The following is a 22415-nucleotide window of genomic DNA, read 5'->3' on the forward strand; positions in this document are numbered from 1 at the left end:
GAGTATTACAGAGAGAATCCCTTTTATTTTTCTTATTGAACAGCTTTTGAACGAAGTTATTAACAGGATAATTATCTGGCTATCTGTGGTTTGTTTTGTAGTAAACAGGTTTTATGAACAGGTGTGAATAAGGAACTTGTATTATGGATCAATGTAAAAATCTGAGGGCTTTTCTTTTTATGCATATAATTTGGCGAGTCTGTACAAGAAAAATGCTTTATCTCTTACTCCTCTGAACTGTGCCCTAAACGCTTTGATTTTAGCATTAAATGATTCTGCTGCTGCATTGGTAGCCCTTCTTTCAAAGAAGTTTATTATATTCAGATAGTGCGTTTGTATAGAGCGCGCTACCCTTCCAAAGGTGAGGAACTCCGATTTGTCTACTTCATCATACCACCTTGCAAGCCTTGTCAAAGCAATATCTTTAAACTTACACTGATGATAGATTGAGCCTAACCGCATGGCCAGATAATATCCCTTCTTTATATCGGGATATTCTTTAAATAGAATCTCGGCCCGTATCCTTTGTGACTGAGTCCATAGCGATTCTTTTTTGTAAAGCAGATAAATACTCCTTGCCAGCAACTGTTTTCTTGTATCTCCATTAGCGAAAACGGGCGCATGATACATCTTTCCGCAGGCCTTTGCGTAAGCAATCTGTATGGACTCTTCGTCCAAAGCCTCCCAGCGAGCTTTCACGCGCATCTCCTGAACAGCTTCATAGGCTAATTTCTGTACATGGAAACGATCTGTAACGCGTTTGGCGGCAGGGAAGCAAGTCCGGGCAATCTGTGCCATATTGGGGGCCATATCCAATGTTATCTCACGTACCTGGTAGCGACGACGACGGGAAAGTTTAAGCAGGACAGAGGTGACTGTACAAACAGCCGTACCTTTAATGATAGCGATAATACTGCCTTTACCACCGTGAGCCTCTTTATTAATCAACACAGTATAGAGTTCTCCACGAGAGAGAGCCACTTCATCAATGCAGACGTAGGCACCAATGTTCTTTTCAAACAAAAGCCAGTTCTCTGCGTGGGCAAGCTGCTCCCAGTGGAGGTAGCCACTTAAATGGTTACGGTATTGACGTTCAAATAAATCCCCGTCAACGCCATATAAAGTACCCAATAACTTGCAGCTGATCGGATAATTATCAATATAGTTCTTTTAAAAAAAACGCAAAATCCTGCGTCATACGAGTACCCTCAGCTAACATGCGCCAGTTACGGCAGATATACTCATTGCTCTTCTTTAATATCCAGCGACGACGGCGAATGTTCAGATACACTTTCTTGCCACGAAGGGGAAAGTCCTGGACAACCACTGGATCATAAAAGCCTTTGCTCTCAGTGCCCTCACCGGCATACTGCTCAGGAACCAGATTCTTCTCTTCAAGGTAAATCACAATCTCATTCACGCTTTCCTTCACATCAACAAGAGCAAAGTAATCCAAGGTGCCTTCAGGAAGAAGAAGGCGATAACCATTTAACTCCATTTTCTATAAATTTGAAGGCAAAGATAAGAATTTATAATTTCACCCCTCAGAGTTATTCATTGATCCCTTGTTGATAACTGGGAGAGGGGTATTAATCAAACAGCCTCAGAATTGATTCTGAGGCTGTTTGAGTGATCCGCCTGGGGCTCGAACCCAGGACCCCAACATTAAAAGTGTTGTGCTCTACCTGCTGAGCTAGCGAATCAATCCTTATTTGCGTATCAGTTATTTCCTGATTGCGGGTGCAAAGGTAGTGACTTTTTTTATATCTGCAAGCTTTTGGGTGAAAAAAGTTTTATTTATTTTTCGTCATCTCCCTCTATCTTCTGATTATCAGATGTTTCATGTGTGTCGTATTTTATTCTCTCTTTGTTGATGATGAAACGTTGATAATAGGAGAGCATTAGGGTGGTGAGCGGGAGTGCTATGATCATACCTAACATCCCGAGCAAGGATCCCCAGATGGAAAGAGATAAAAGAATGATGGCAGGGTTGAGCCCTGTGATCTTTCCCATGATTCTTGGGACAAGGAAACCATCTTGGATGGCTTGAACAACAATAAAAACAACGAGGGCACCTGCCAGGATTACCCAGAAATTCTCACCGGTATCAGCAGCTTTTAGGATTGCTAATATGACGGTGGGCAAGAAACCGATAATCTGCAGATATGGAACCATATTGAGGGCACCGATGAAAAGTCCCAAGGCAATAGCCATCGGAAAGTCGATGATCAGGAACCCAATGCTGAACAAGATGCCGACACAGAAGGCAACAAGTGCCTGGCCGCGGAAATAGCGATTCATTCCATCCTGTATGTCATTGACCAGATTGGATGCAAAGGTACGGTATTTGCCTGGTAGCAGGTGAAGCCATCCTTCTGCGATGGATTCATAGTCGAGCAAGATGAATACCACATATAATAAAATGATGAATGAAGCGAATACGCTAAACAGAATATTAATAGATTCCGCAACGAGTGCCCAAAGTTTAGGAACAGTCTCTTTAATGGTATTCATTATATTTTCTTCACTTAAGATTCGGTTCAGTGCCTGAAGGTCGATATGTCTGTGGATAAATTCCGAAAGAGTAGGAGGCACTGTTCCGGAACGATAAGCACCATTAGTCAGATAAGTAACCAACAGATCGTTCATTCGTCCTATTTCGGCAAGCATTGGGGGCACTAAAAGGTAAAAAATGGCAATTCCTATTATGGTAATGCTGAACAATGCGCAGAAAATAGAAATGATCCTGCTTTTAAAGCGTAATTTATACTGGAAAAATTTGACGAGCGGATAAATCATATAAGCGATAAGCCATGCCACAAAAAAAGGTAGCAGCACGCCGCTGAGCCTTTTAAAAAGTATCAGTAATCCCACAATGAGCGCACAGCAGATGGAACCACGTATGAAACTATCAAATGTAATCTTTTTCCTTTCCATAATAATCTGACGTTTGATGTGCGACCTCACCGGAAATGTCCGGGCTTTGCTACCGTGAGGTCATTATGATTTTTCTTTGTCCTCTTGCAGGGCTTTCTGGTAACACTCCCGACATAAAGGTTCGTATTCGGCTGTTTCACCCAATAGCACCTGTTTGTCGTTTTTCACCGTACGGTGTGAAAAAGAGGCTAATTGTCCACATTTTACACAAATGGCATGTACCTTGGATACTTCGTCGGCAATGGCACACAAAGCCGGCATCGGACCAAACGGTATGCCTTTGAAGTCCATGTCCAATCCGGCTATGATGACACGTACTCCGTTGTTTGCCAATTGATTGCATACATCTATTAATCCACTGTCGAAGAACTGTGCCTCGTCAATGCCTACCACATCAATTTCGGATGTGAAAAGCAGTATGCTGGCTGAAGAGTCGATGGGGGTGGAGGAAATGGTATTACTGTCATGTGAAACAACGTCCCCCTCAGAATAGCGTGTGTCAATGGCAGGTTTGAATATCTCTACGCGTTGGCGGGCAAACTTGGCCCGCTTCATGCGACGGATCAGTTCTTCGGTTTTTCCTGAAAACATGGAACCGCAAATTACTTCAATTCTTCCTCTTCTTCTCGTCTCTTGTATATGATCTTCTGAAAATAATACCATGCTGATGTATGTTATAATTGGTTGCAAAAGTAATAGTTTTATTGGCTTCTCGGTGTTTTTTCATTATTTATTTCTACATTTGCGAAGTCATTCAAGAAGAAATTCAGATGTAGATATGCAAGCATTGTTGAACGATATAGAATTGGATATTCAGGAACTTAAATGCCTGATGGAGGCCGTTTCGCGTAAACCGGACTCTGCTTTGCGTGAAGTGGCAAAGAGAAATATTGTGCAAATGCGTGGCCGGTTGGACATCTTACTGGAACAGTTGGACCGGGGAGCACTACCGGAAAACGAACTTCCTGACCGGATTATAAATCCAATGCCGGAACCTGTGTCAGCAGCAGCAGCAGAAGAAGAAGAAGAAGAAGAAGAAATAGTTGTGGGTAACCCAGAGAAAGATGAAGAGCCTGTAATAGTTCCGGAGGCTCCGGAGATGCCGGAATCTGAACAATTGGAATTGCCTGAAGTGACCGTAGAACCGGCACAATCGGCTGAAGTATCTATGAAGATTGAAACCAATACGGCTTCTACACCTATTTTGGCCGAGCGGATTAAAACAGCCGGAGATTTACGCCGTTCAATCAGTCTGAATGATTCGTTTCGCTTTTCCCGTGAACTGTTTGGGGGAAGCATGGAGCAAATGAATCATGTGTTGCAACAGATTGGGGAGATGCATTCACTGGATGCGGCTCTTGTTTTCTTATCTTCTAAAATAAAGGTGGAAGAGGAAAATGAAGCTAAAGCTGATTTAGTGGAACTTCTCAAAAAGTACTTTATATAAAAACGCGATTATTAGGATATGGGAAAACTATATGTGGTACCGACGCCGGTCGGGAATTTGGAGGACATGACATTCAGGGCTATTAAAGTCCTGAAGGAGGTCGACTTGATTCTGGCGGAGGATACCCGTACTTCCGGAATCTTGCTGAAACATTTTGAGATTAAAAACGCGACGCAATCCCACCATAAGTTTAATGAACATAAAACGGTGGAGAGTGTTGTTAATAGAATAAAGGCAGGAGAAACCATCGCTTTGATTTCGGATGCCGGAACACCGGGAATTTCTGATCCGGGTTTTCTGGTAGTTCGTGAATGTGTGCGCAATGGTATCGAAGTACAATGCCTGCCCGGGGCAACAGCTTTTGTTCCGGCGTTGGTAGCATCGGGATTGCCTAACGAAAAGTTTTGTTTCGAAGGTTTTCTCCCTCAGAAAAAGGGGCGTATGACAAAATTGAAATCGTTGGTGGATGAACACAGAACAATGGTGTTTTATGAATCCCCACATCGTTTGCTGAAAACATTGACACAGTTTGCCGAATATTTCGGTCCCGGACGTCGGGTATCTGTGTCCCGTGAAATTTCAAAGATTCATGAGGAAACGGTTCGCGGGACTTTGAGTGAATTGATAGAACACTTTACCGTTACCGAACCCCGGGGCGAGATTGTGATTGTACTTGCAGGAATAGACGATTAATAATAACTTCATTTAAAAACGTAAAACGTAATCGTATGAAAAAGTTAGTAGTTTTATTAGTATGCGCAGCTATGTTGGCTTCGTGTAACGGCCTGGGTGGTGGAAGTAAGGACCTGAAGGCAGAAAATGATTCTCTTTTGATGGAGTTGACCCAGCGCAATGCCGAATTGGACGAAATGATGGGTACTTTCAACGAAGTTCAGGAAGGATTTCGTAGAATAAACGCAGCTGAAAGCCGTGTTGACTTGACCCGTGGCACTATCTCTGAGAATTCTGCAACCGCAAAACAACAAATAGCATCTGATATTGAATTCATCACGAAACAGATGGAAGAAAACAAGGCACAGATCGCTAAGTTGCAGGCTATGCTGAAGAATAGTAAGAATAATTCGGCACAATTGAAAAAAGCCGTTGAATCTTTGACTCAGGAGTTGGTTGCTAAAACTCAGCGTATCGAAGAACTTCAGGCTGAATTAGCTTCTAAGAATATCCGTATTCAGGAATTGGATGCTGCAGTAACCGGACTGACTGCCGATAAAGAGTCATTGGCTGCTGAAAATGAAGCCAAGGCAAAGACCGTAGCAGAACAGGATAAGGCCATCAATAGTGCATGGTTTGTGTTTGGTACTAAATCGGAGCTTAAATCTCAGAAGATTCTTGAAAAAGGGGATGTGCTGAAGAGTGCGGATTTCAACAAGGATTATTTTACTCAGATCGATATCCGTACTACTAAAGAGATTAAATTATATTCTAAACGTGCTGATTTGCTCACTACTCATCCGGCTAAATCTTACGAGCTGGTTAAAGATGATAAAGGTCAGCTGACTTTGAAGATCACGAATCCGAAAGAATTCTGGAGTGTATCTAAATATCTGGTAATCCAGGTCAAATAAGTAGTATAAAACAAACGTAACTGATAAGGGCACGGACTACACAGTATGTAATCCGTGCTCTCTTTTTTGAAATGTACCTGATATATTAATATGAAATATAGAAACCTGTTTTTTGATTTAGATGATACTCTCTGGGCCTTTTCCCAAAATGCGTATGATACGTTTGAAGAAGTTTACGATAAATATGGATTGGGAAGGTATTTCGATTCGTTTTCCCATTTTTATTCTCTTTACCAAAAGAGGAATGCGGAGTTGTGGGTAGAATATGGAAACGGGGAGGTGACTAAAGAAGAGTTGAATCGACAGCGTTTTTTATATCCTTTGAAAGCTGTTGGCGTTGACGATGAAATGCTTGCAAAACGTTATTCTGACGATTTCTTTTTGATAGTTCCTACTAAAAGGCGGCTAATGCCGTATGCGGAAGAGGTACTTTCGTATTTGGCACCTAAATATAATTTGTATATTCTTTCAAATGGTTTCAGGGAATTGCAATCCTGTAAAATGCGTTCGGCAGGCATTGATACATATTTTGATAAAATAATTCTTTCGGAAGATCTGGGAGTGATGAAGCCTTGGCCGGAAATTTTTCATTTTGCTTTGTCGGCTACACAATCCGAACTACATGAATCATTAATGATTGGGGATAGTTGGGAAGCTGATATTGTTGGCGCCCATGGAGTGGGAATGCATCAGGCTTATTATAATGTGTCCGGACGCACTGATTTTCCTTTCCGTCCTACTTATTCAATGACTGATTTGAAAGAGTTGGTGGAACTGTTGTAACATTTATAGATATATTGTATTTTTGCGTTCAATATAGAACGCATAAAAATACAACTATGGACACTCTCTTGCCTTTTGCTTTACTCTGTTTCACTTCTTTCTTTACGTTGACTAATCCGTTGGGTACAATGCCCGTTTTTCTGACCATGACTCATGGTATGACTGATAAAGAGCGGCAAGCGGTTGTTCGCCGTGCCACTTTCGTCTCGTTTATCACTTTAATGGTATTTGTTTTTGCAGGGCAATTCCTTTTTAAATTCTTCGGTATTTCGACCAACGGATTTCGTATTGCAGGTGGAGTGATTATTTTCAAGATAGGCTTTGATATGTTGCAGGCACGGTACACTCCGATGAAATTGAAAGATGAAGAGATTAAAACCTATGCTGACGATATTTCGATCACTCCACTTGCCATACCTATGCTTTGTGGTCCGGGGGCGATAGCTAATGCCATTGTTTTGATGGAGGATGCCCATACTATTGAAATGAAAGGAACGTTAATTGGCATTATTGCTTTGATCTATTTTATTACCTTCTTGATTCTGCGTGCGTCTACCCGATTAGTTAAAGTGTTGGGGGAGACCGGAAATAACGTGATGATGCGTTTGATGGGACTTATTTTGATGGTGATTGCTGTTGAATGTTTTGTCAGTGGATTGCATCCGATATTGGTAGGTATCTTGAAAGAAGGGTTGCTATAAATCAGATACTGATTCGTTCAGAAAAAGAAGAATGCCCGGATACGTTTTATATGTAAATCCGGGCATTCTCTTTATTGTTTGATAAATACTTTAGAAAGCATTATGCTGATTAGCGGCTACCGCCGGCCCACCAAACCGGATCGGTATATACATACTGGCCGTTTCCGAATGCAGATTCTACGTTCGGGTTTGCACTTACATCATCTGCTCCGTAAGGTGCGCGAAGTGGGAACTTGTAAGGGTTGTCCAGTTTGATATATTCCTCACCCATTGCTTTGAGGCGGCGTACATCATTATAGCATTCTGTTGTCTCACCGAAGGCTCCAAGAAATGCAATATATTTCTGTACCATTACCTCTTTTACAGGATTGGCATCGAATAATGGTTTTACGTTGTTGGTGAAATACTCTTCTGCTTCAGCAGTTGTGATAGCTTTGGTAGTCTCTTTAACGCCTCCGTAACTTTTTACTGTAGGAGCGTTAAGTGCAGCTGTTACACCTGTTTCTGCATTTGCAATGGCTGCAACAATAGCATCTTTCAGAGCATCTGCCGCATCATTGGTCTTATTCAAGCGAGCCAATGCTTCAGCTTTCAGGAAAAGTAATTCATGATAGCTCATTAATAAGGTTGGACATGTTTGCGAATATACGAATATAGGAGTATTATATTCATATTTAACAGACTCTGCCGTACCGTTATCGGCCATAAGGAATCTTGGGTCATCTGCACCGGTTACTTGGATGGACACAGCTTTTTCTTCTCCAGTTACCTTACCTTGTCCAATGCAAAAGATACGGCGTAATCTCGGATCCTTACGTTCTATTAGTTTATCAGCGTAGCTTTTACTTGCAGCCAATCCGTCACGGCTCCACTGGAAGTCAAATAACGGGTTTAAGTTTGTTGCACTATAAATAGAGAAAGCAGCTTGATCCTGAATAGATGTATATGATTTCTCTATGTACTCTAAAATTTTTTGTAAATCAGCTTCTTTTGAAGAAGAACGAGCTAACAGACGCATTGTATAACGAGCTTTCAAGCCGTATGCTAGTTTTAACCATGCTTCTCCGTCACCTTTATATATGAAGTCATACTCACCAATTTCATCGCTTTTGTCACCTTTGGGAAGATCAGTGATTGCTGCATCCAAATATTCCATAATGGTAGTATAAATAGCTTCTTGCTTATCTAATTCCGGAGTCATAAACTGGGGTTGTCCATTGACTAATTCCGGAAGGGCAGCCTGGCTGAAAGGAGTGTCACCGAATGAGTCTGCGATCAGTCCTGCATTGATTGCGGCCAATACTTCGGCAATACCTTTGGTTGTATAATTGGCTGAAACCTCATTTGAGCTTATGTTAATTGCGATACGTGCATTCTTCAGTGTAGAGTATAAATTACCCCATACATTGTTAAAAGTAGAAGATGCCGAAGGCTCTCCGTTACGCTTTTCCGCATTTGCCAATTGATTGTCTACTCCAACCATATGCTCTACGTAGGTAGAATAATATGTATTAAAGTCGCCTCCGATATTGCTAAATGCAGTTGCAGTGATTACGTCAGCCAAGATGAATTTGGCAGGTACACTGGTTGTGTGGTCTTTGTCTTCATTAATACGATCCATTGTATCTTCCGAACAGGAAGCAAATGCAACGGAAATCAATGCCACAGACAATATGCCTTTTGATAAATTAAATATTGATTTCATTTTTGTCCTTTTTAGAATTTAACTGTAATACCAAAACCATAGCTTGATGTTCCCGGGAGCGAGAAGCGTTCGAAAGCACCAGCCATGTTGTTATTTCCCTGTGATGATTCAGGGTCAATACCATTATCCATTTCTGACCAAAGCAATAAGTTACGTGCAAAGACGTTTACTGTTACGCCTAAGTATGACTTATCCAGTACCGGATAACTTAAAGCGATTTCGCGTAATTTCAGGAATGAAGAACCGTATACTCCGGCTTCAGAGATCGTACTCAATCTGTCGAAGTAATTATAAGCGTTCTCACCGCTGATTTTGATGTCATTAGGTGCGTAAGAACCATCTGCCAACTGTTTTACAGCCGGTTTATTGAAGTAGAAGTAATCAGCTTTACGATAGTCTGCTGATTTCTGGGTTACACCATAATAGTCGAGTGTTGACACAGTACCGGCATACATACATCCACCTTGCTTCCAGTCAAGTACTGCAGAGAGGCGGAACTTATAAAATTCAAAAGTAGTATTGAAGCCCAGTCTGAAGTCAGGAGATACACTTCCCAACACTCTGTTTTCACCTAATGTCGGCATACCGTTTTCATCTACGACAATCTGACCATCTTCGTTTCTTTGATAGCTTGTACCATAGATAACCGGGAATTTATCACCGGCACTCAGACGTACTTGCGGATCAACAAAACCTCCTAACATGATGCTTGATACACCCGGAGCTAATTTATCGACATAGTTGTCGATTTTAGAGAAATTGAATGCAAAATCCCAGTTGAAGTTCTTAGTTTGGATCGGATTTACACTCAAAGTGATTTCGTGTGAGTTTGTATGTACCGATCCACCATTTGTGATCAATTCGCTATATCCGGTAGAAGTAGCCAAAGGCACCTCGAATATCTGATCCTTTACATTCTGGCGTGAATATGTATAGTTCAATGAAACTAAACCGTTCCAAAAACTGAAGTCTGCACCGATTTCGTATGATTTGGTGTTCTGAGGTTTCAGGTTAGGATCATAAATTTTGTAATATGGAATATATGAGCTGATTGATCCAATAGGATACTGGATAGGAGTTCCTGACGAGAATCCGCCACCATAGACCGGAGTTTTATAGTAAGAAGGATAGTAAGTACCTGCCTGCCCTACTTCTGCATAAGAAGCGCGAATTTTACCATAAGTCAGAACATCATTCTTCAGTGCTTCCAATTCGGTAAAGATGAAACCAAGAGAAACGGAAGGGTAAGTGAATGAACGGTTGTTGCGTGGCATGGATGAAACAATATCATTACGAACAGTAGCATTCAAATACAGCATGCTACGATATGCTAATGAAATGTTACCGAAGTTACCAACGGTACGCTCGCGATGGTAGGTTCCTGTAGACGAATAGATTGATGCGTTAGCTATATGGTTCCATCCTGGGAAATTGAAGTTATTTCCGAGGTTGTATTTGTATTTTGAAGAATTATCGACTAATTCATTACCATATAATACATTTAAGTCAAGTTCCGGAGTGATTTTCCAGTCATAAGTAACAGTTAACAATGAATTTATTTCATTGTTTGTAACGCTCTGCTCTTCAATGCTACCTGTTCCGTTGGAGTGTCCATATCCCCATGTATCGGTATAGTTAGTGGTATAAGCATCGGTACCTAACTGGTATTTTACATCCAGTTTATGATTTTCTGTACCGAAATCAGTAGAATATTTAGCAAATGCATTTCCAAAAAAACGTTGAGTACGTTCTTTAAAAGAGTTATTTTCAACGGCCCAATAAGCACCATCGAAACCGCCTGTCGAACGATACGTGTTTTGTGTATAAGGATCTCCATCAATGTGTGATGGGATACCGGCTAAATCGTAGCTGGACGGTGCACCATATACAGTTGCCAGGATACCATTGTTGGCACCGGTTTGCTTTTTGATTTTAGAATAAACGAAGTTTCCATTGAAACCGGTAGACCAATTTTTGTTCAATTGAGCTTGTGCAGTTAGTTTTGCATTATAACGATCCATACCTGTAGAAGGTACAATACCGTTTGCAGTAGTACTTCCTAAAGACAAAGAGTAACTTCCTTTATCGAGGCTTTGTGCCACGTTTGCACTGCTGTTCCACGTTACACCTGTATTAAAGAAATCTTTAGCATTGTCATATGCACGAGGAGTAGCCCATGGGTCCAGTCCTGCTTTGGCACGCTGGTCTACATAGTATTGCCCCTGATGTTTACCGTATTTCTGGGTATAGGTATTATCCGTATTGCCACCATATTTGGGATCGTTAGCCAGTTCTGAGATCAAAGGGCCCCAAGAACGAGAATCTGATGGGCTAAAAGCACCATTAAATCCTTGTGCGAATTCTTTTTGGAAATCCGGCATAGTAGAAACCTTATCGAATGATAAACCAGTGTTGATGGTAACTTCCGGTTTACCTTTACGTGCACCTTTACCGCTCTTGGTAGTGATTACTACCACACCATTTGATGCGCGCATACCATACAGAGCAGAAGCAGCTTGACCTTTCAGGATGTTGATGCTTTCAATGTCATTCGGGTCGATATCTACCGCACGGTTTGCATAGTCAGAGCCTGTAACAGAGTTGAAAGTATCCAAGTCTGTAGATGATGAGATAGGCATACCATCCACAACATACAGGGGAGTGTTATCTCCTGTAAACGAGCGTGATCCGCGAATAGTCATTTTGGAAGAGGCACCCGGCATACCTGATGACGGTGAGATCTCTACTCCTGAAACTTTACCTTGTAAAGCGCTGGAAAGGTTACTACTTGATGCTTGAGTCAGCTTATCTCCTTTCACATCCTGTACGGCATACCCTAACGCTTTTTTCTCTTTTGAGATACCCATTGCTGTTACTACGACTTCGTCAAGTGCCTTAGCATCAGTCTTTAATATCACTTTGATTATCGGTGCAATTGCTACCTCAGCAGTCTGCATACCGATATACGAAATTTGCAAAGTCTTTGCAGAACTTGGTATACCAGATAACGTAAATTTACCATTTAGATCAGTAATAACACCTACAGTGGTGCCCTTAGCTAATACAGAGGCTCCAACAACTGGTTGCCCATCTTCTTCAGAAATAACAACACCTGTTACCTTCTGAGTTTGGGCGGTTACTAGACCTATACCTATAAAAAGGCAAGTCAATAACAGCATTAATTTTCTTTTCATAAATTCTCTCTTAAAGTTTAACTTTACATTAATTGTTTCTTTACTCTAACAAAATGCAAATATATTAAGAAATATGAAACGAACAATTATTTCTATAAAAAAACCTTGCAAATATAACAAATCGTTATCTAAATACGCGATTTTATGTCTAATAACATAGAAATACGCCTTAAAAAACGTAAACGGGGTTTGTATTGCTAACATGTTGCAGGTACTAATAATATGCATTTTTGTCTATTTTTGTATATTCAAGGCTTAATATGAGCAAAAATAGTGCTCGTTTTTCTGTCAAGGAAGTTTTTATAAATACAAATTAGTCACTTTTAAAAAATACAAATTAGTTATTTCTATATAAAAATAGCAGGTTTTAGCAGATATTAAACCTTATTCAATTCTAATATTGAGTCTATGCACGTCTTATTTGTCCATAGTATTAATTAAAAATAGAGGAAATGGATAAAATTATTTACAGTTTAGTGTATAATAGAAAAAAGAGCCTGAACAAAAAAGGGATGGCGTTGGTACAGGTTGAGGCTTACTTAAACAGGAAGAAGAAATATTTTTCTACCAAGGTTTACTTGAGTCCTGACCAATGGGATTTCAAGAAAAGGATGGTTAAAAACCACCCTAATGCGGATGCTATCAATCACATGCTCTATGAGTTCATGGCAGAAATAGAGAAGAAAGAACTGGGATTGTGGCAACAGGGAAAACAAATTTCATTGGATTCACTAAAAAATTCAATGGAAAGTCAGGATGATGGAACTTCGTTTATTGCGTTCTTCCGCAACGAAATAGCCAAATCTTCATTGAAGGAGAGTACCAAACGTAACCATTTATCAACTTTGGAGTTATTGAGAGGCTATAAGAAAGATGTGTCATTCTCAGATCTGACATTTGAATTTATATCCTCATTTGATCATTACCTCCAACAAAAAGGGTACCACACCAATACCATTGCGAAGCACATGAAACATTTGAAAAGACATATCAATGTAGCCATAAATAAAGAATATATGGAGATACAGAAATATGCCTTTAGAAAATATAAAATTAAAAGTATCGAAAACAGTCATACTCACCTTTCTCCAGAAGAATTAGGAAAGATTGAAAGTTTGGAATTGGATGGCCGGTTTATGAAACTGGAAAAGACAAAAGATGCTTTCCTCTTTTGTTGTTATGCAGGATTACGATATTCTGACTTCACCAACTTATCCCCTGAAAACATAGTGAAAATGCATCAGGAAACCTGGCTTATTTATAAATCTGTGAAAACGAATACGGAAGTGCGCCTTCCGCTTTATCTTTTATTTGAGGGAAAAGGAATAGAAGTCTTGAATAAATATCAGGATAATCTTGCTGATTTTTTTAAGCTTAGAGATAATTCAAATGTGAATAAGGAATTATTGATCATAGCAAAATTATCAGGGTTGAATAAACGTATTTCGTTCCATACCGCTCGCCATACCAATGCTACATTATTAATATACAGTGGAGTCAATATTACTACTGTACAAAAGCTATTGGGACATAAAAGCGTGAAGACAACTCAAGTTTATACTAATATAATGGACATAACTATTGTACGAGACTTAGAAAAGTCTAAAAATAATCGTAAAGTATCTTATATGTAACAGAGATTTGTGCCTTACGTAGATGTATTGGCTATTAACATTGTTAACACGAATCACAGTTCTCAAGTACCGTTTCTATAAAGAACTTGTTTTCTGATTGAAAATCACTAATTCTTTGCATGTAGGAAGTTAGTTTTAACATAATGTTAAAACTAACTTCCTACATGCAAAAAGTGAACGGTTTAATTGGCTGTTTATTAAATATATAAGTTTATTAATCCTATTATGAGGAAATTTAGGTTGGCATTCTCTGTTTTTATATAAATATCAAATTAGTAATTATCCTTTTTTATTTCTAAGCCGTTTATGTAAAATAATAATAGACTGCTTTATGACTTTTTTTTCGTTTGGAACTATTGAGTATAACATTCTTTTTTCAATCGCATACTTTTTAATCTATATTTCACTTGCAATAAGCGAATTACGCGTACAATAGTGGGAGATAGATATGGGAATCATTCGGATTTTATTGTTAGTACTTTTATCATATATATTTGATATTCAAACATATAACCATTGATATCGTAGTATAAGCACAAGTTCTCTGTATCTTTTATAAAATACTGATAATAAATAGTTTATAATATAATTGTAGTTCTGCAAAGACTTTGCAAATTTCGTATATCGGTATGCAAACTGTTGAAGTAGCAATTAAGCCTGTTATGAAGATTACGCTAAAACCTGATACGGAAGTGTTGGACGAAGTTGTTGTAACAGGATATGGTACATTTAAAAAATCATCTTTTACGGGAGCGGCATCAAGTATTACGACGGAAAAACTTCAGGATGTTCCTTCTTTGAGCGTACAAGATAAATTAGCCGGTTCTGTTGCCGGTGTACAGATTACGTCTACTTCCGGACAACCGGGTGCTGTTGAATCTGTACGTATTCGTGGAATGGGGTCAATTAATGCTGGTAATGATCCGTTATATGTCATTGATGGAGTACCTGTAATGACTGGTGACGCAAGTGAATTCACTTATTCTCAGTCAGGTAATAGCTTGTTGTCCACCATCAACAGCAATGATATCGAATCAATGACGGTAATTAAAGATGCAGCGGCTGCTTCACTTTACGGTTCACGCGCAGCAAACGGTGTTATTGTAATTACTACTAAAAAGGGAGCTTCAGGAAAATTGAAACTCAATGTGAGGGCAGACTGGGGATTCTCCAACAAAGCTATTGATTATCGTCCCATTCTGAATGGTGAAGATAGACGCGATATCCTATATATGGGTCTTAAAAACTATGCTTTAAATTCTGGAAAGGATGAAGCTTATGCCACGAACTATGCAGATAATAATATTGATAAATATGCTGCAAAACCTTGGAGTGGATATACTGATTGGGAAGATATTCTTTTCAGAAACGGTTCTCACCAAAATTATGAAGTAAATGCTCAAGGAGGAAATGAGCGGACTAAATTCTATACCTCTTTTGGATACACCAAACAGGAAGGCATTACACTACAGTCTGGATACGAGCGTATCACCGGACGTGCAAATATGAGTCATACGGCAGACCGCGTTACAATTGAGGCAAGTACGATGTTTACAAATTCAACTCAAAAAGTAAACTCGGAAGGGACTAGTTTCTCAAGCCCCATCATGTGTCTGGCTATGACAGCTTCTCCCTCTACATTCCCATATAATGAAGATGGTACATTTAGTACGAGTTTCCCTGCTTTGAATGGTGCCAATCCTCTTCAGACTGCAACATATAATTATGATCGTAGTACAATTGTGCGTACTTTGAATACATTGGCTGCAACATGGAATATCTGGGATAATTTGAATATAAAAGAAACTTTGGGTTATGATTTTAACCAGACAAACAATCGTGTATGGTGGGATCCTCGTTCCAATGATGGTCGTTCTTCAAAAGGGGTATTTCAACGCTATATGATGAACAGAAGCAAGTTGAATACTCAAACTCAGTTAACTTACAACAAGACATTTGCAGAACACCATAATATCGATGTACTGTTGGGATTTGAAACGGAGGATTACAAATACGATTATACCTATACTAATGGTAATACTTATCCATCCTACTTACCGGAGATTACAAATGCAGGTGTTTCAAGAGGTGCCAGTAACATTAATAGTTATCGAATGACTTCCTATTTAGGACGTTTGAATTATGATTATGCCGGAAGATATTATGTAAGTGGTAGTTTCCGTCGTGATGGAAGTTCGCGTTTATCAAGAGATAGTCGTTGGGGCAATTTCTGGTCTGTATCAGGTTCATGGAGACTTTCACAGGAAGCATTTATGGAATCATTATCCAATGTTATTACTGATGCTAAGATCCGTGCTTCTTACGGTGTAAATGGTACACAGCCCAAAGACTATTACGGATATATGGGGGTATATGAATTTGGATATAATTATAATGGAAATGGTGGTTCGTCAGAAGCTCGTTTCTATAATCCGAATCTGAAATGGGAAAAGAATTATGCCACAAATATCGGTATTGACCTTACACTACTCAATAGGTTGACTATTTCTGCTGAGTGGTATAACCGTGAGACAAAAGATCTCTTAATGGATAAACCGATTTCTGCTGCAGTCGGTGTAATCAATAGTGCGGGTACTGCTAATATGCTTGTGAACGTTGGCTCAATGAGAAATCGTGGTTTTGAATTGGAATTGAAGTCTACCAACATCCAGAACAAGGACCTTTTCTGGACTACTTCCTTGAACTTAGGACATAATAAGAATAAGCTGACCAAGTTGGATGGCGAACAACAGGAAATCATTGATGGGGTTTCTATCCACCGTGTGGGTGAACCATATTATTCTATCTATGCCTATGAATATGCAGGTGTTGATCCTCAAACAGGTAAAGAACTGTATTATATAAACGGTGAAGATGGTAGCCGTGAAACAACAACAAATTCTGCTGCTGCTAATAAAACGATTATCGGTTCTATCGAACCTAAAGTACAAGGTGGTTTGACCAATTATATCAGTTGGAAGTTTATTGATTTCAATTTAACCCTGACTTACTCTTTGGGCGGACATGCTTATGATTATGCTACCTGGCTACAATCTAATGGAGGTACTTATAATTATGTGGGTAATGTTCCTGCTTATTACAAGATGGAAGATACCTGGCAGAAAACAGGTGATAATGCCAAATTGCCACAATTTGCATACGGTAACACTAATAAAGCCTCTTCGCGTTGGCTGATGTCTACAGATCATTTACGTGTGAAGAATATGACTTTGGGATTCACTTTACCACAAAACTGGTCGTCTAAAGCAGGCATCAGTAAATTAAGAGCTTATGTTTCAGGAAACAACTTGCTAACTTGGAAGAAAAAGAGTTTGTATGTTGACCCGGAAGTTCCGGTTGACGGATTGTGTACATTCGAGACTCCGGCTCTTCGAACTGTTACATTTGGTATTGAAATCGGTTTTTAATCAAGTAGAAACAATTTATGAAAAAAGAATTTATGAAAAAGATATATAAATCAATAACACTGGTTGCTACTATCCTAAGTTTGTCTTCCTGCGGGAATGATTGGCTGGATAGAAAACCTGCTGACGGAATTCCATCAGAAGATGCAATTACAAACTATAATGATGCTCTGACTGCACGTACAGGTATGTATGATGGTATTCAGGGAAACTCTAATAGCACCAGCTATTACGGTGCCCGTATGTTTTATTATGGAGATGTTCGTGCTGAGGATATGCAAGCCAGAACTCAGGGTATGCGTTCGTCATCATGCTATGAGATGCGCTATACTGTGGATGATGCTCCTAATATGTGGAATATACCTTATAATGTAGTTCGCCGTGCCAATCGTCTGATTCAAGCAATTAACGAAAAAAAGGTGACTGACGCAACAGAAGCACAAATAGGTAAAATATATTCAGAAGCATTGGTTGTCAGGGCATTGGTTCATTTTGACTTAGTGAGAATCTATGGTATGCCTTATACAGCCGATAACGGAGCTTCTTTGGGTGTCCCGGTTATCTTGAAACCTTTGGAACGAAATGATTTGCCTTCCAGAAATACAGTAGCAGAAGTTTATACACAAGTCATCAGAGACTTGACTGACGCTATTAATTCTGGATATCTTGCTAAAGATAAGACTCAGGGATATATCAATGAATGGGCAGCAAAAGCCTTGCTTACCAGAGTCTATCTGACTAAAGGTGATAACGAGAATGCACTCAAAGTTGCTGAAGATATTATAACCAACTCTCCATATAAACTTTGGACTAATGAAGAATATGTAAATGCATGGTATAAAAGCAATGGAGCACATACGAACGAAATGATTTTCGAAGTTATAAATGCAAGTAATGATGACTGGACTGACCGTAATGGTATTGCTTATTTGCTGAACGAGAACGGATATGCGGATGCAATAGTAACAAAAAACTTTATGAATATGCTGAGTCAGGATCCTAAAGATGTTCGTATAGGTATGGTATTGCCGGCTCAGTATGATAAGGATCTTAAAGAAGAATATGGCGATGCAAAAATCTTCATTAATAAATTCCCGGCTGATAAGGACGACGTAGGTGAAATGCGTTTAAATAATCTGCCTTTACTTCGTCTTTCGGAAGTATATTTGAGCGCTGCAGAAGCGGCGGCTAAGCTTGGGGGACACCAGGATAAAGCTGCTAAATACCTGAATGAAATTGTTCTGAGAGCGAATCCGGAAGCTAAGGCTGTTTCGGAAGTAGATGCTACAGTAGAAAGAATCATTCTTGAAAGAAGAAAAGAAATGATTGGTGAAGGTCAACGTTACTTCGATGCATTACGCAATAATGAAACAATCGTTCGCTATAAAGATGAAGCAGATAAGGGGTATCATTATTCACTAATTAAAGAATCGCAAAGCTTTGACCGAACTTACTTTAGAGCTATACTTCCGATTCCTGTTGATGAAACAAATGTAAATCCAAACTTGAGAGCTCAACAAAATCCCGGATATTAATAGTGGATTAATCATGTAATTAAAAGGCTGCTTTCTTTAAAAGGGAGTGGCCTTTTTTATTTCACAATAATGGAACTTCCTATTGAGTTTCATTATGACATTTGTTGTATATTAGCCAAAAGTAACTCAAACTGTTTTTCAATAGAAAAATGTCGTTTATTTCAAGATACAAATGAAAGACACATTAAAAAATATTTATCTTATATGCGATCTGTGAATGTGACACTACTCTAAATTTCGACTATTGATAGGTGAATAAAATATCTATATAAAGCAAATAGTCAATTAGTACAAAGGAAAAATGTAGTAGAATAGGAAATAGAATGCAGAATCTTATTCATGCTGATAATCAATGTATTATCTGATTATTGTAAGATATATGAAGTGTTTCATTTTGAGCTTCTCAATAAAATAGAAGATTTGTAGTATTTTGATAATAAGCGTTTTAATAAATCTTTTTTTCTTTTTACTAAGTTCAATATCATTGTGTAATACGCACATTATAAGCATTTTAGTATATACTACAGTTCTGCAAAGACTTTGCAGATTTCGTATATCGGTATGCAGACTGCTGAGGTAGCAATTGCACCTAATATTAAAGTGATATTAAAGACTGACTCTAAGGCACTTGATGAAGTGGTAGTAGTAGCTTATGGAACACAAAGTGCACGTACTGTGACTGCATCTGTGTCTTCTGTAAAGGCAGATGCTTTGAAAGATGTACCGAGTGTAAGTTTTGATCAGATGCTTCAAGGGCGTGCATCGGGTGTCAGTATCACTACTCCGTCGGCCGGTGTAGGACAGGCTCCGATTGTGAGAGTGCGTGGTGTGAACTCAATCACTTCCGGAACTTCTCCTTTATATGTAGTCGATGGTGTGCCCATTGAATCGGGTAACCTTTCTTATTTGGCTAATGCCAATGCATTGGCCGATATTAATCCTGCTGATATTGTGTCTATGGATGTTTTGAAAGATGCGGCTGCGGCTGCATTGTATGGTTCGCGTGCTGCGAATGGGGTTATTTTGATTACTACTAAACAAGGTCAAAGTGGTAAAGTCAAAGTGAGCTATGATGGTTTTGTGGGTTTCTCAAATGCGACAGATTTTTATGAAATGATGAATGCCCAGGAATACGTGGACTTTAAGAATTTGGCTGTAAAGAACCGTTATGGGACGGATGAATTGTCACTGACTGCCGGTTATGTTTCTCCTTATGGTAACAAAGCATTCAATATGATGAAAGATGCCAATGGCAACTATGTAGATACAGATTGGAAAGATGCTGCATTCCAGAACGGATTGTCACAAAGTCATTCTGTTGCCGTAAGTGGCGGATCGGATAAAGTGCGGTATTATTTGTCTGGTAACTATACAACTCAGGAGGGGATTGTAAAAGGCGACAAGTATGACCGTTTAGGGGTGAAGGCTAACATTAACGTACAGGCTACTGACTGGTTAAAAGTAGGAATGAACACCAACGTAACAACCGGGACAACTTCTTATGTAGATGCTGCCCGTAGAGGCTCTAACTTTGCCGTTGGAGGGTTCCCGCGTCTGGCATTGATCAATGCCCCTAATTTACCGATGTACAATGAAGATGGTACTCCTTATTATTTAGCTCAAGGTCTGGGTTATGGAGGAAATACTGTGTTTAGTACTTTTTCTAATCCGGCGGCTATTTTATCTTTAGGCAATGGTTTGAGTTCTGATGTAACCCGTTTCATTGGTGTATTTTATGCAGAGGCAACTCCGGTTAAGGGATTGTCATTGAAAACCCAATATGGTGTGGATTATGCCCGTATCGAGGAACAGCGTTTCTGGTCTCCATTGCATGGAGATGGTGTGAACAGTAAAGGTCTGGCAAATGCTTATAACACCAAAAATAACAGATGGACCTGGACAAATACGGCAACTTATAGCTTTTCTTTGGGACAGAATAATTTTAATTTGTTAGCCGGTACGGAGGCATCCGAGAGAAATAACTCTCGTTGGACTGCACAGCGTAAAGATTTACAGGATGATAAATTCATTGTATTTCAGGGACCTTTTGGTTCGGCAACTGCCGGTGGTAGCTTGTCCAACAATACCATGGTCTCTTATTTCGGACGTATCAACTATGATTACGCTTCTAAATACATCGTGTCTCTTAACTACCGTCGCGATGGTTATTCTGCTTTGAGTGAGAAGAATCGTTGGGGTAACTTCGGAGGAGTTTCTGCTGCATGGCGTGTCTCTGAAGAAGCTTTCTTCCAGCCTTTACGCAACGTGGTTGATGACTTGAAAATAAAGGGAAGCTATGGTGTGGTTGGTAACACCGATATTTACGATTATGCTTCAAAGTCATTTTATTCAAGTTATAATTATGGTATAAATGGTACATATGGTTTGGCTCAGATCGCTGATCCGAACTTGAAATGGGAGTCTTCGGAGAAATATAGCATTGGCTTCAATGCCCGATTGCTGAATAGGATCAATGTAGACTTTGACTACTATTATACGAAGTCTTCCGACTTGATTCTGGATGTGCCCCAATCACCTTCTAAAGGTATCCCGGGCAATATAATTACCACTAATGCCGGAAAGATGAGGAACAGCGGTATTGAATTGACCGTTTCTGCCGATGTGATAAAAAACAGTGATTTTACTTGGGAAACGAGCTTTAACATCACTACTAACAAGAATAAGGTTATTTCACTGGCTGATGGCGTGGAGAATATTCTTAAAGGAGATAATGGCGGTTTAGAAATTACGAATATCACAGTACCCGGAAAGTCTATCGGACGTCTGTATCTGTACCCGACTGCCGGAGTAGATCCCAAATCGGGTCGTAGAGTGTTTATCACTCCGGAAGGTGACAGAACCTTACTGATGTTTGAAAAAGGGGGGTGGTTCTATGAAGACGGAACAGAATATGCCGGTGAATTTGAACCTGTTGATTGTGGAAATACACTTCCTACCTGGTACGGTGGGTGGACCAATAACTTTAAATATAAAGGTTTCGATCTTTCTTTGTTCTTCCAATTCTCGGGAGGTAATAAGATTTATAACGGAACCAAAGCCAGTGTGAGTGATATGCGTTACTGGAATAACTCTAAAGACGTTTATAATAAGTATTGGACTCCGGAACGTACCCATGCAGAGTATCCTATGCCGATATACGGTGATAATTATTCTAATGGTTCGGCATTGCCTATCAGCGACTTAGTGGAAAGAGGAGATTATTTGCGTCTGAAGAATGTGTCACTGGGTTATACGTTCAATACAAAGAACTGGTCGAAAGCGGTAGGAATCTCTGCGCTCCGTCTCTATGTTCAGGCTCAGAATCTGTTTGTGATTACAGGATACAGCGGCATGGATCCCGAAACACTTACCAATGTAGAAAGTGCTACTTTAGCCGGTGGTACGGATAAGAATACTTTGCCTCAGGCACGCACGTATACAATCGGTGTGAACCTGACATTCTAATAT

The 22415-nt window shown here is 39.6% G+C and carries 14 protein-coding genes, 1 tRNA gene and 1 pseudogene; 9 read left to right on the top strand and 7 right to left on the bottom strand.

What is annotated here, in order from left to right:
• Positions 1–177: 177 nt before the first annotated feature.
• From DBK98_RS07355 to DBK98_RS07375, 5 genes are all read right to left on the bottom strand, one after another.
• On the bottom strand, positions 178–1131 hold the full coding sequence (locus DBK98_RS07355) for a transposase (protein WP_005811090.1): 954 nt from the start codon (positions 1129–1131) through the stop codon (positions 178–180).
• A gap of 25 nt (positions 1132–1156) precedes the next feature.
• Entirely contained in the window at positions 1157–1498 is a 342-nt protein-coding gene (locus DBK98_RS07360; protein ID WP_033572485.1) for a transposase family protein, read from the bottom strand.
• A 132-nt stretch (positions 1499–1630) separates the two neighbouring features.
• Positions 1631–1703: transfer RNA gene (locus DBK98_RS07365), tRNA-Lys, on the bottom strand.
• A gap of 94 nt (positions 1704–1797) precedes the next feature.
• Positions 1798–2937 (bottom strand): AI-2E family transporter, encoded by a 1140-nt coding sequence (locus DBK98_RS07370; protein WP_032535368.1) that lies wholly within the window; start codon positions 2935–2937, stop codon positions 1798–1800.
• Positions 2938–3000: 63 nt separating this feature from the next.
• Entirely contained in the window at positions 3001–3600 is a 600-nt protein-coding gene (locus DBK98_RS07375) for a thymidine kinase (RefSeq protein ID WP_005778531.1), read from the bottom strand.
• 4 nt (positions 3601–3604) lie between these two features.
• Between DBK98_RS07375 and DBK98_RS07380 the strand changes: the two genes are divergently transcribed.
• The 5 genes from DBK98_RS07380 to DBK98_RS07400 all read left to right on the top strand — a co-directional run bounded on the left by DBK98_RS07380 (position 3605) and on the right by DBK98_RS07400 (position 7454).
• Positions 3605–4384: a hypothetical protein gene (locus tag DBK98_RS07380; protein ID WP_187143821.1), complete on the top strand. Its 780-nt coding sequence runs from the start codon at positions 3605–3607 to the stop codon at positions 4382–4384.
• Between the two features lie 18 nt (positions 4385–4402).
• Positions 4403–5077 carry a 16S rRNA (cytidine(1402)-2'-O)-methyltransferase gene (rsmI, locus tag DBK98_RS07385; RefSeq protein WP_005823261.1) on the top strand — a complete coding sequence of 225 codons (675 nt, stop codon included), beginning with the start codon at positions 4403–4405 and terminating at the stop codon, positions 5075–5077.
• Positions 5078–5112: 35 nt separating this feature from the next.
• Positions 5113–5970 (top strand): hypothetical protein, encoded by an 858-nt coding sequence (locus tag DBK98_RS07390; protein ID WP_005810598.1) that lies wholly within the window; start codon positions 5113–5115, stop codon positions 5968–5970.
• Positions 5971–6060: 90 nt separating this feature from the next.
• Complete coding sequence (locus tag DBK98_RS07395; protein WP_032535370.1) at positions 6061–6753, top strand: YjjG family noncanonical pyrimidine nucleotidase; 693 nt, start codon at positions 6061–6063, stop codon at positions 6751–6753.
• Between the two features lie 56 nt (positions 6754–6809).
• Complete coding sequence (locus DBK98_RS07400) at positions 6810–7454, top strand: MarC family protein (RefSeq protein WP_005778522.1); 645 nt, start codon at positions 6810–6812, stop codon at positions 7452–7454.
• 109 nt (positions 7455–7563) lie between these two features.
• Here the strand turns inward: DBK98_RS07400 and DBK98_RS07405 are convergent, their stop codons facing one another.
• Both DBK98_RS07405 and DBK98_RS07410 read right to left on the bottom strand, forming a co-directional pair.
• Entirely contained in the window at positions 7564–9159 is a 1596-nt protein-coding gene (locus DBK98_RS07405; protein ID WP_005810596.1) for a SusD/RagB family nutrient-binding outer membrane lipoprotein, read from the bottom strand.
• An 11-nt stretch (positions 9160–9170) separates the two neighbouring features.
• Positions 9171–12353 carry a SusC/RagA family TonB-linked outer membrane protein gene (locus tag DBK98_RS07410; protein ID WP_032531709.1) on the bottom strand — a complete coding sequence of 1061 codons (3183 nt, stop codon included), beginning with the start codon at positions 12351–12353 and terminating at the stop codon, positions 9171–9173.
• A 452-nt stretch (positions 12354–12805) separates the two neighbouring features.
• Between DBK98_RS07410 and DBK98_RS07415 the strand changes: the two genes are divergently transcribed.
• From DBK98_RS07415 to DBK98_RS07430, 4 genes and pseudogenes are all read left to right on the top strand, one after another.
• Positions 12806–13987 (top strand): Tsr0667 family tyrosine-type DNA invertase, encoded by a 1182-nt coding sequence (locus DBK98_RS07415; protein ID WP_005783269.1) that lies wholly within the window; start codon positions 12806–12808, stop codon positions 13985–13987.
• A gap of 593 nt (positions 13988–14580) precedes the next feature.
• A pseudogene (locus tag DBK98_RS07420) lies at positions 14581–17415 on the top strand (SusC/RagA family TonB-linked outer membrane protein); the annotation flags it as partial.
• Between the two features lie 32 nt (positions 17416–17447).
• Complete coding sequence (locus tag DBK98_RS07425; RefSeq protein WP_032536617.1) at positions 17448–18947, top strand: RagB/SusD family nutrient uptake outer membrane protein; 1500 nt, start codon at positions 17448–17450, stop codon at positions 18945–18947.
• 516 nt (positions 18948–19463) lie between these two features.
• On the top strand, positions 19464–22412 hold the full coding sequence (locus DBK98_RS07430) for a TonB-dependent receptor (protein ID WP_080714595.1): 2949 nt from the start codon (positions 19464–19466) through the stop codon (positions 22410–22412).
• The last annotated feature ends 3 nt before the right edge of the window (positions 22413–22415 follow it).

This window comes from Bacteroides sp. PHL 2737, from assembly GCF_004115325.2.
Classification (GTDB): Bacteria; Bacteroidota; Bacteroidia; order Bacteroidales; family Bacteroidaceae; genus Bacteroides; species Bacteroides hominis.

Bases quoted from the DNA above. Each gene is read 5' to 3' on its own strand.
- DBK98_RS07415 (WP_005783269.1), top strand. From the start codon at position 12,806: ATGGATAAAATTATTTACAGTTTAGTGTATAATAGAAAAAAGAGCCTG.
- DBK98_RS07390 (WP_005810598.1), top strand. From the start codon at position 5,113: ATGAAAAAGTTAGTAGTTTTATTAGTATGCGCAGCTATGTTGGCTTCG.
- DBK98_RS07410 (WP_032531709.1), bottom strand. From the start codon at position 12,353: ATGAAAAGAAAATTAATGCTGTTATTGACTTGCCTTTTTATAGGTATA.
- DBK98_RS07360 (WP_033572485.1), bottom strand. From the start codon at position 1,498: ATGGAGTTAAATGGTTATCGCCTTCTTCTTCCTGAAGGCACCTTGGAT.
- DBK98_RS07375 (WP_005778531.1), bottom strand. From the start codon at position 3,600: ATGGTATTATTTTCAGAAGATCATATACAAGAGACGAGAAGAAGAGGA.
- DBK98_RS07400 (WP_005778522.1), top strand. From the start codon at position 6,810: ATGGACACTCTCTTGCCTTTTGCTTTACTCTGTTTCACTTCTTTCTTT.
- DBK98_RS07425 (WP_032536617.1), top strand. From the start codon at position 17,448: ATGAAAAAGATATATAAATCAATAACACTGGTTGCTACTATCCTAAGT.
- DBK98_RS07380 (WP_187143821.1), top strand. From the start codon at position 3,605: ATGTATGTTATAATTGGTTGCAAAAGTAATAGTTTTATTGGCTTCTCG.
- rsmI (WP_005823261.1), top strand. From the start codon at position 4,403: ATGGGAAAACTATATGTGGTACCGACGCCGGTCGGGAATTTGGAGGAC.
- DBK98_RS07370 (WP_032535368.1), bottom strand. From the start codon at position 2,937: ATGGAAAGGAAAAAGATTACATTTGATAGTTTCATACGTGGTTCCATC.
- DBK98_RS07405 (WP_005810596.1), bottom strand. From the start codon at position 9,159: ATGAAATCAATATTTAATTTATCAAAAGGCATATTGTCTGTGGCATTG.
- DBK98_RS07395 (WP_032535370.1), top strand. From the start codon at position 6,061: ATGAAATATAGAAACCTGTTTTTTGATTTAGATGATACTCTCTGGGCC.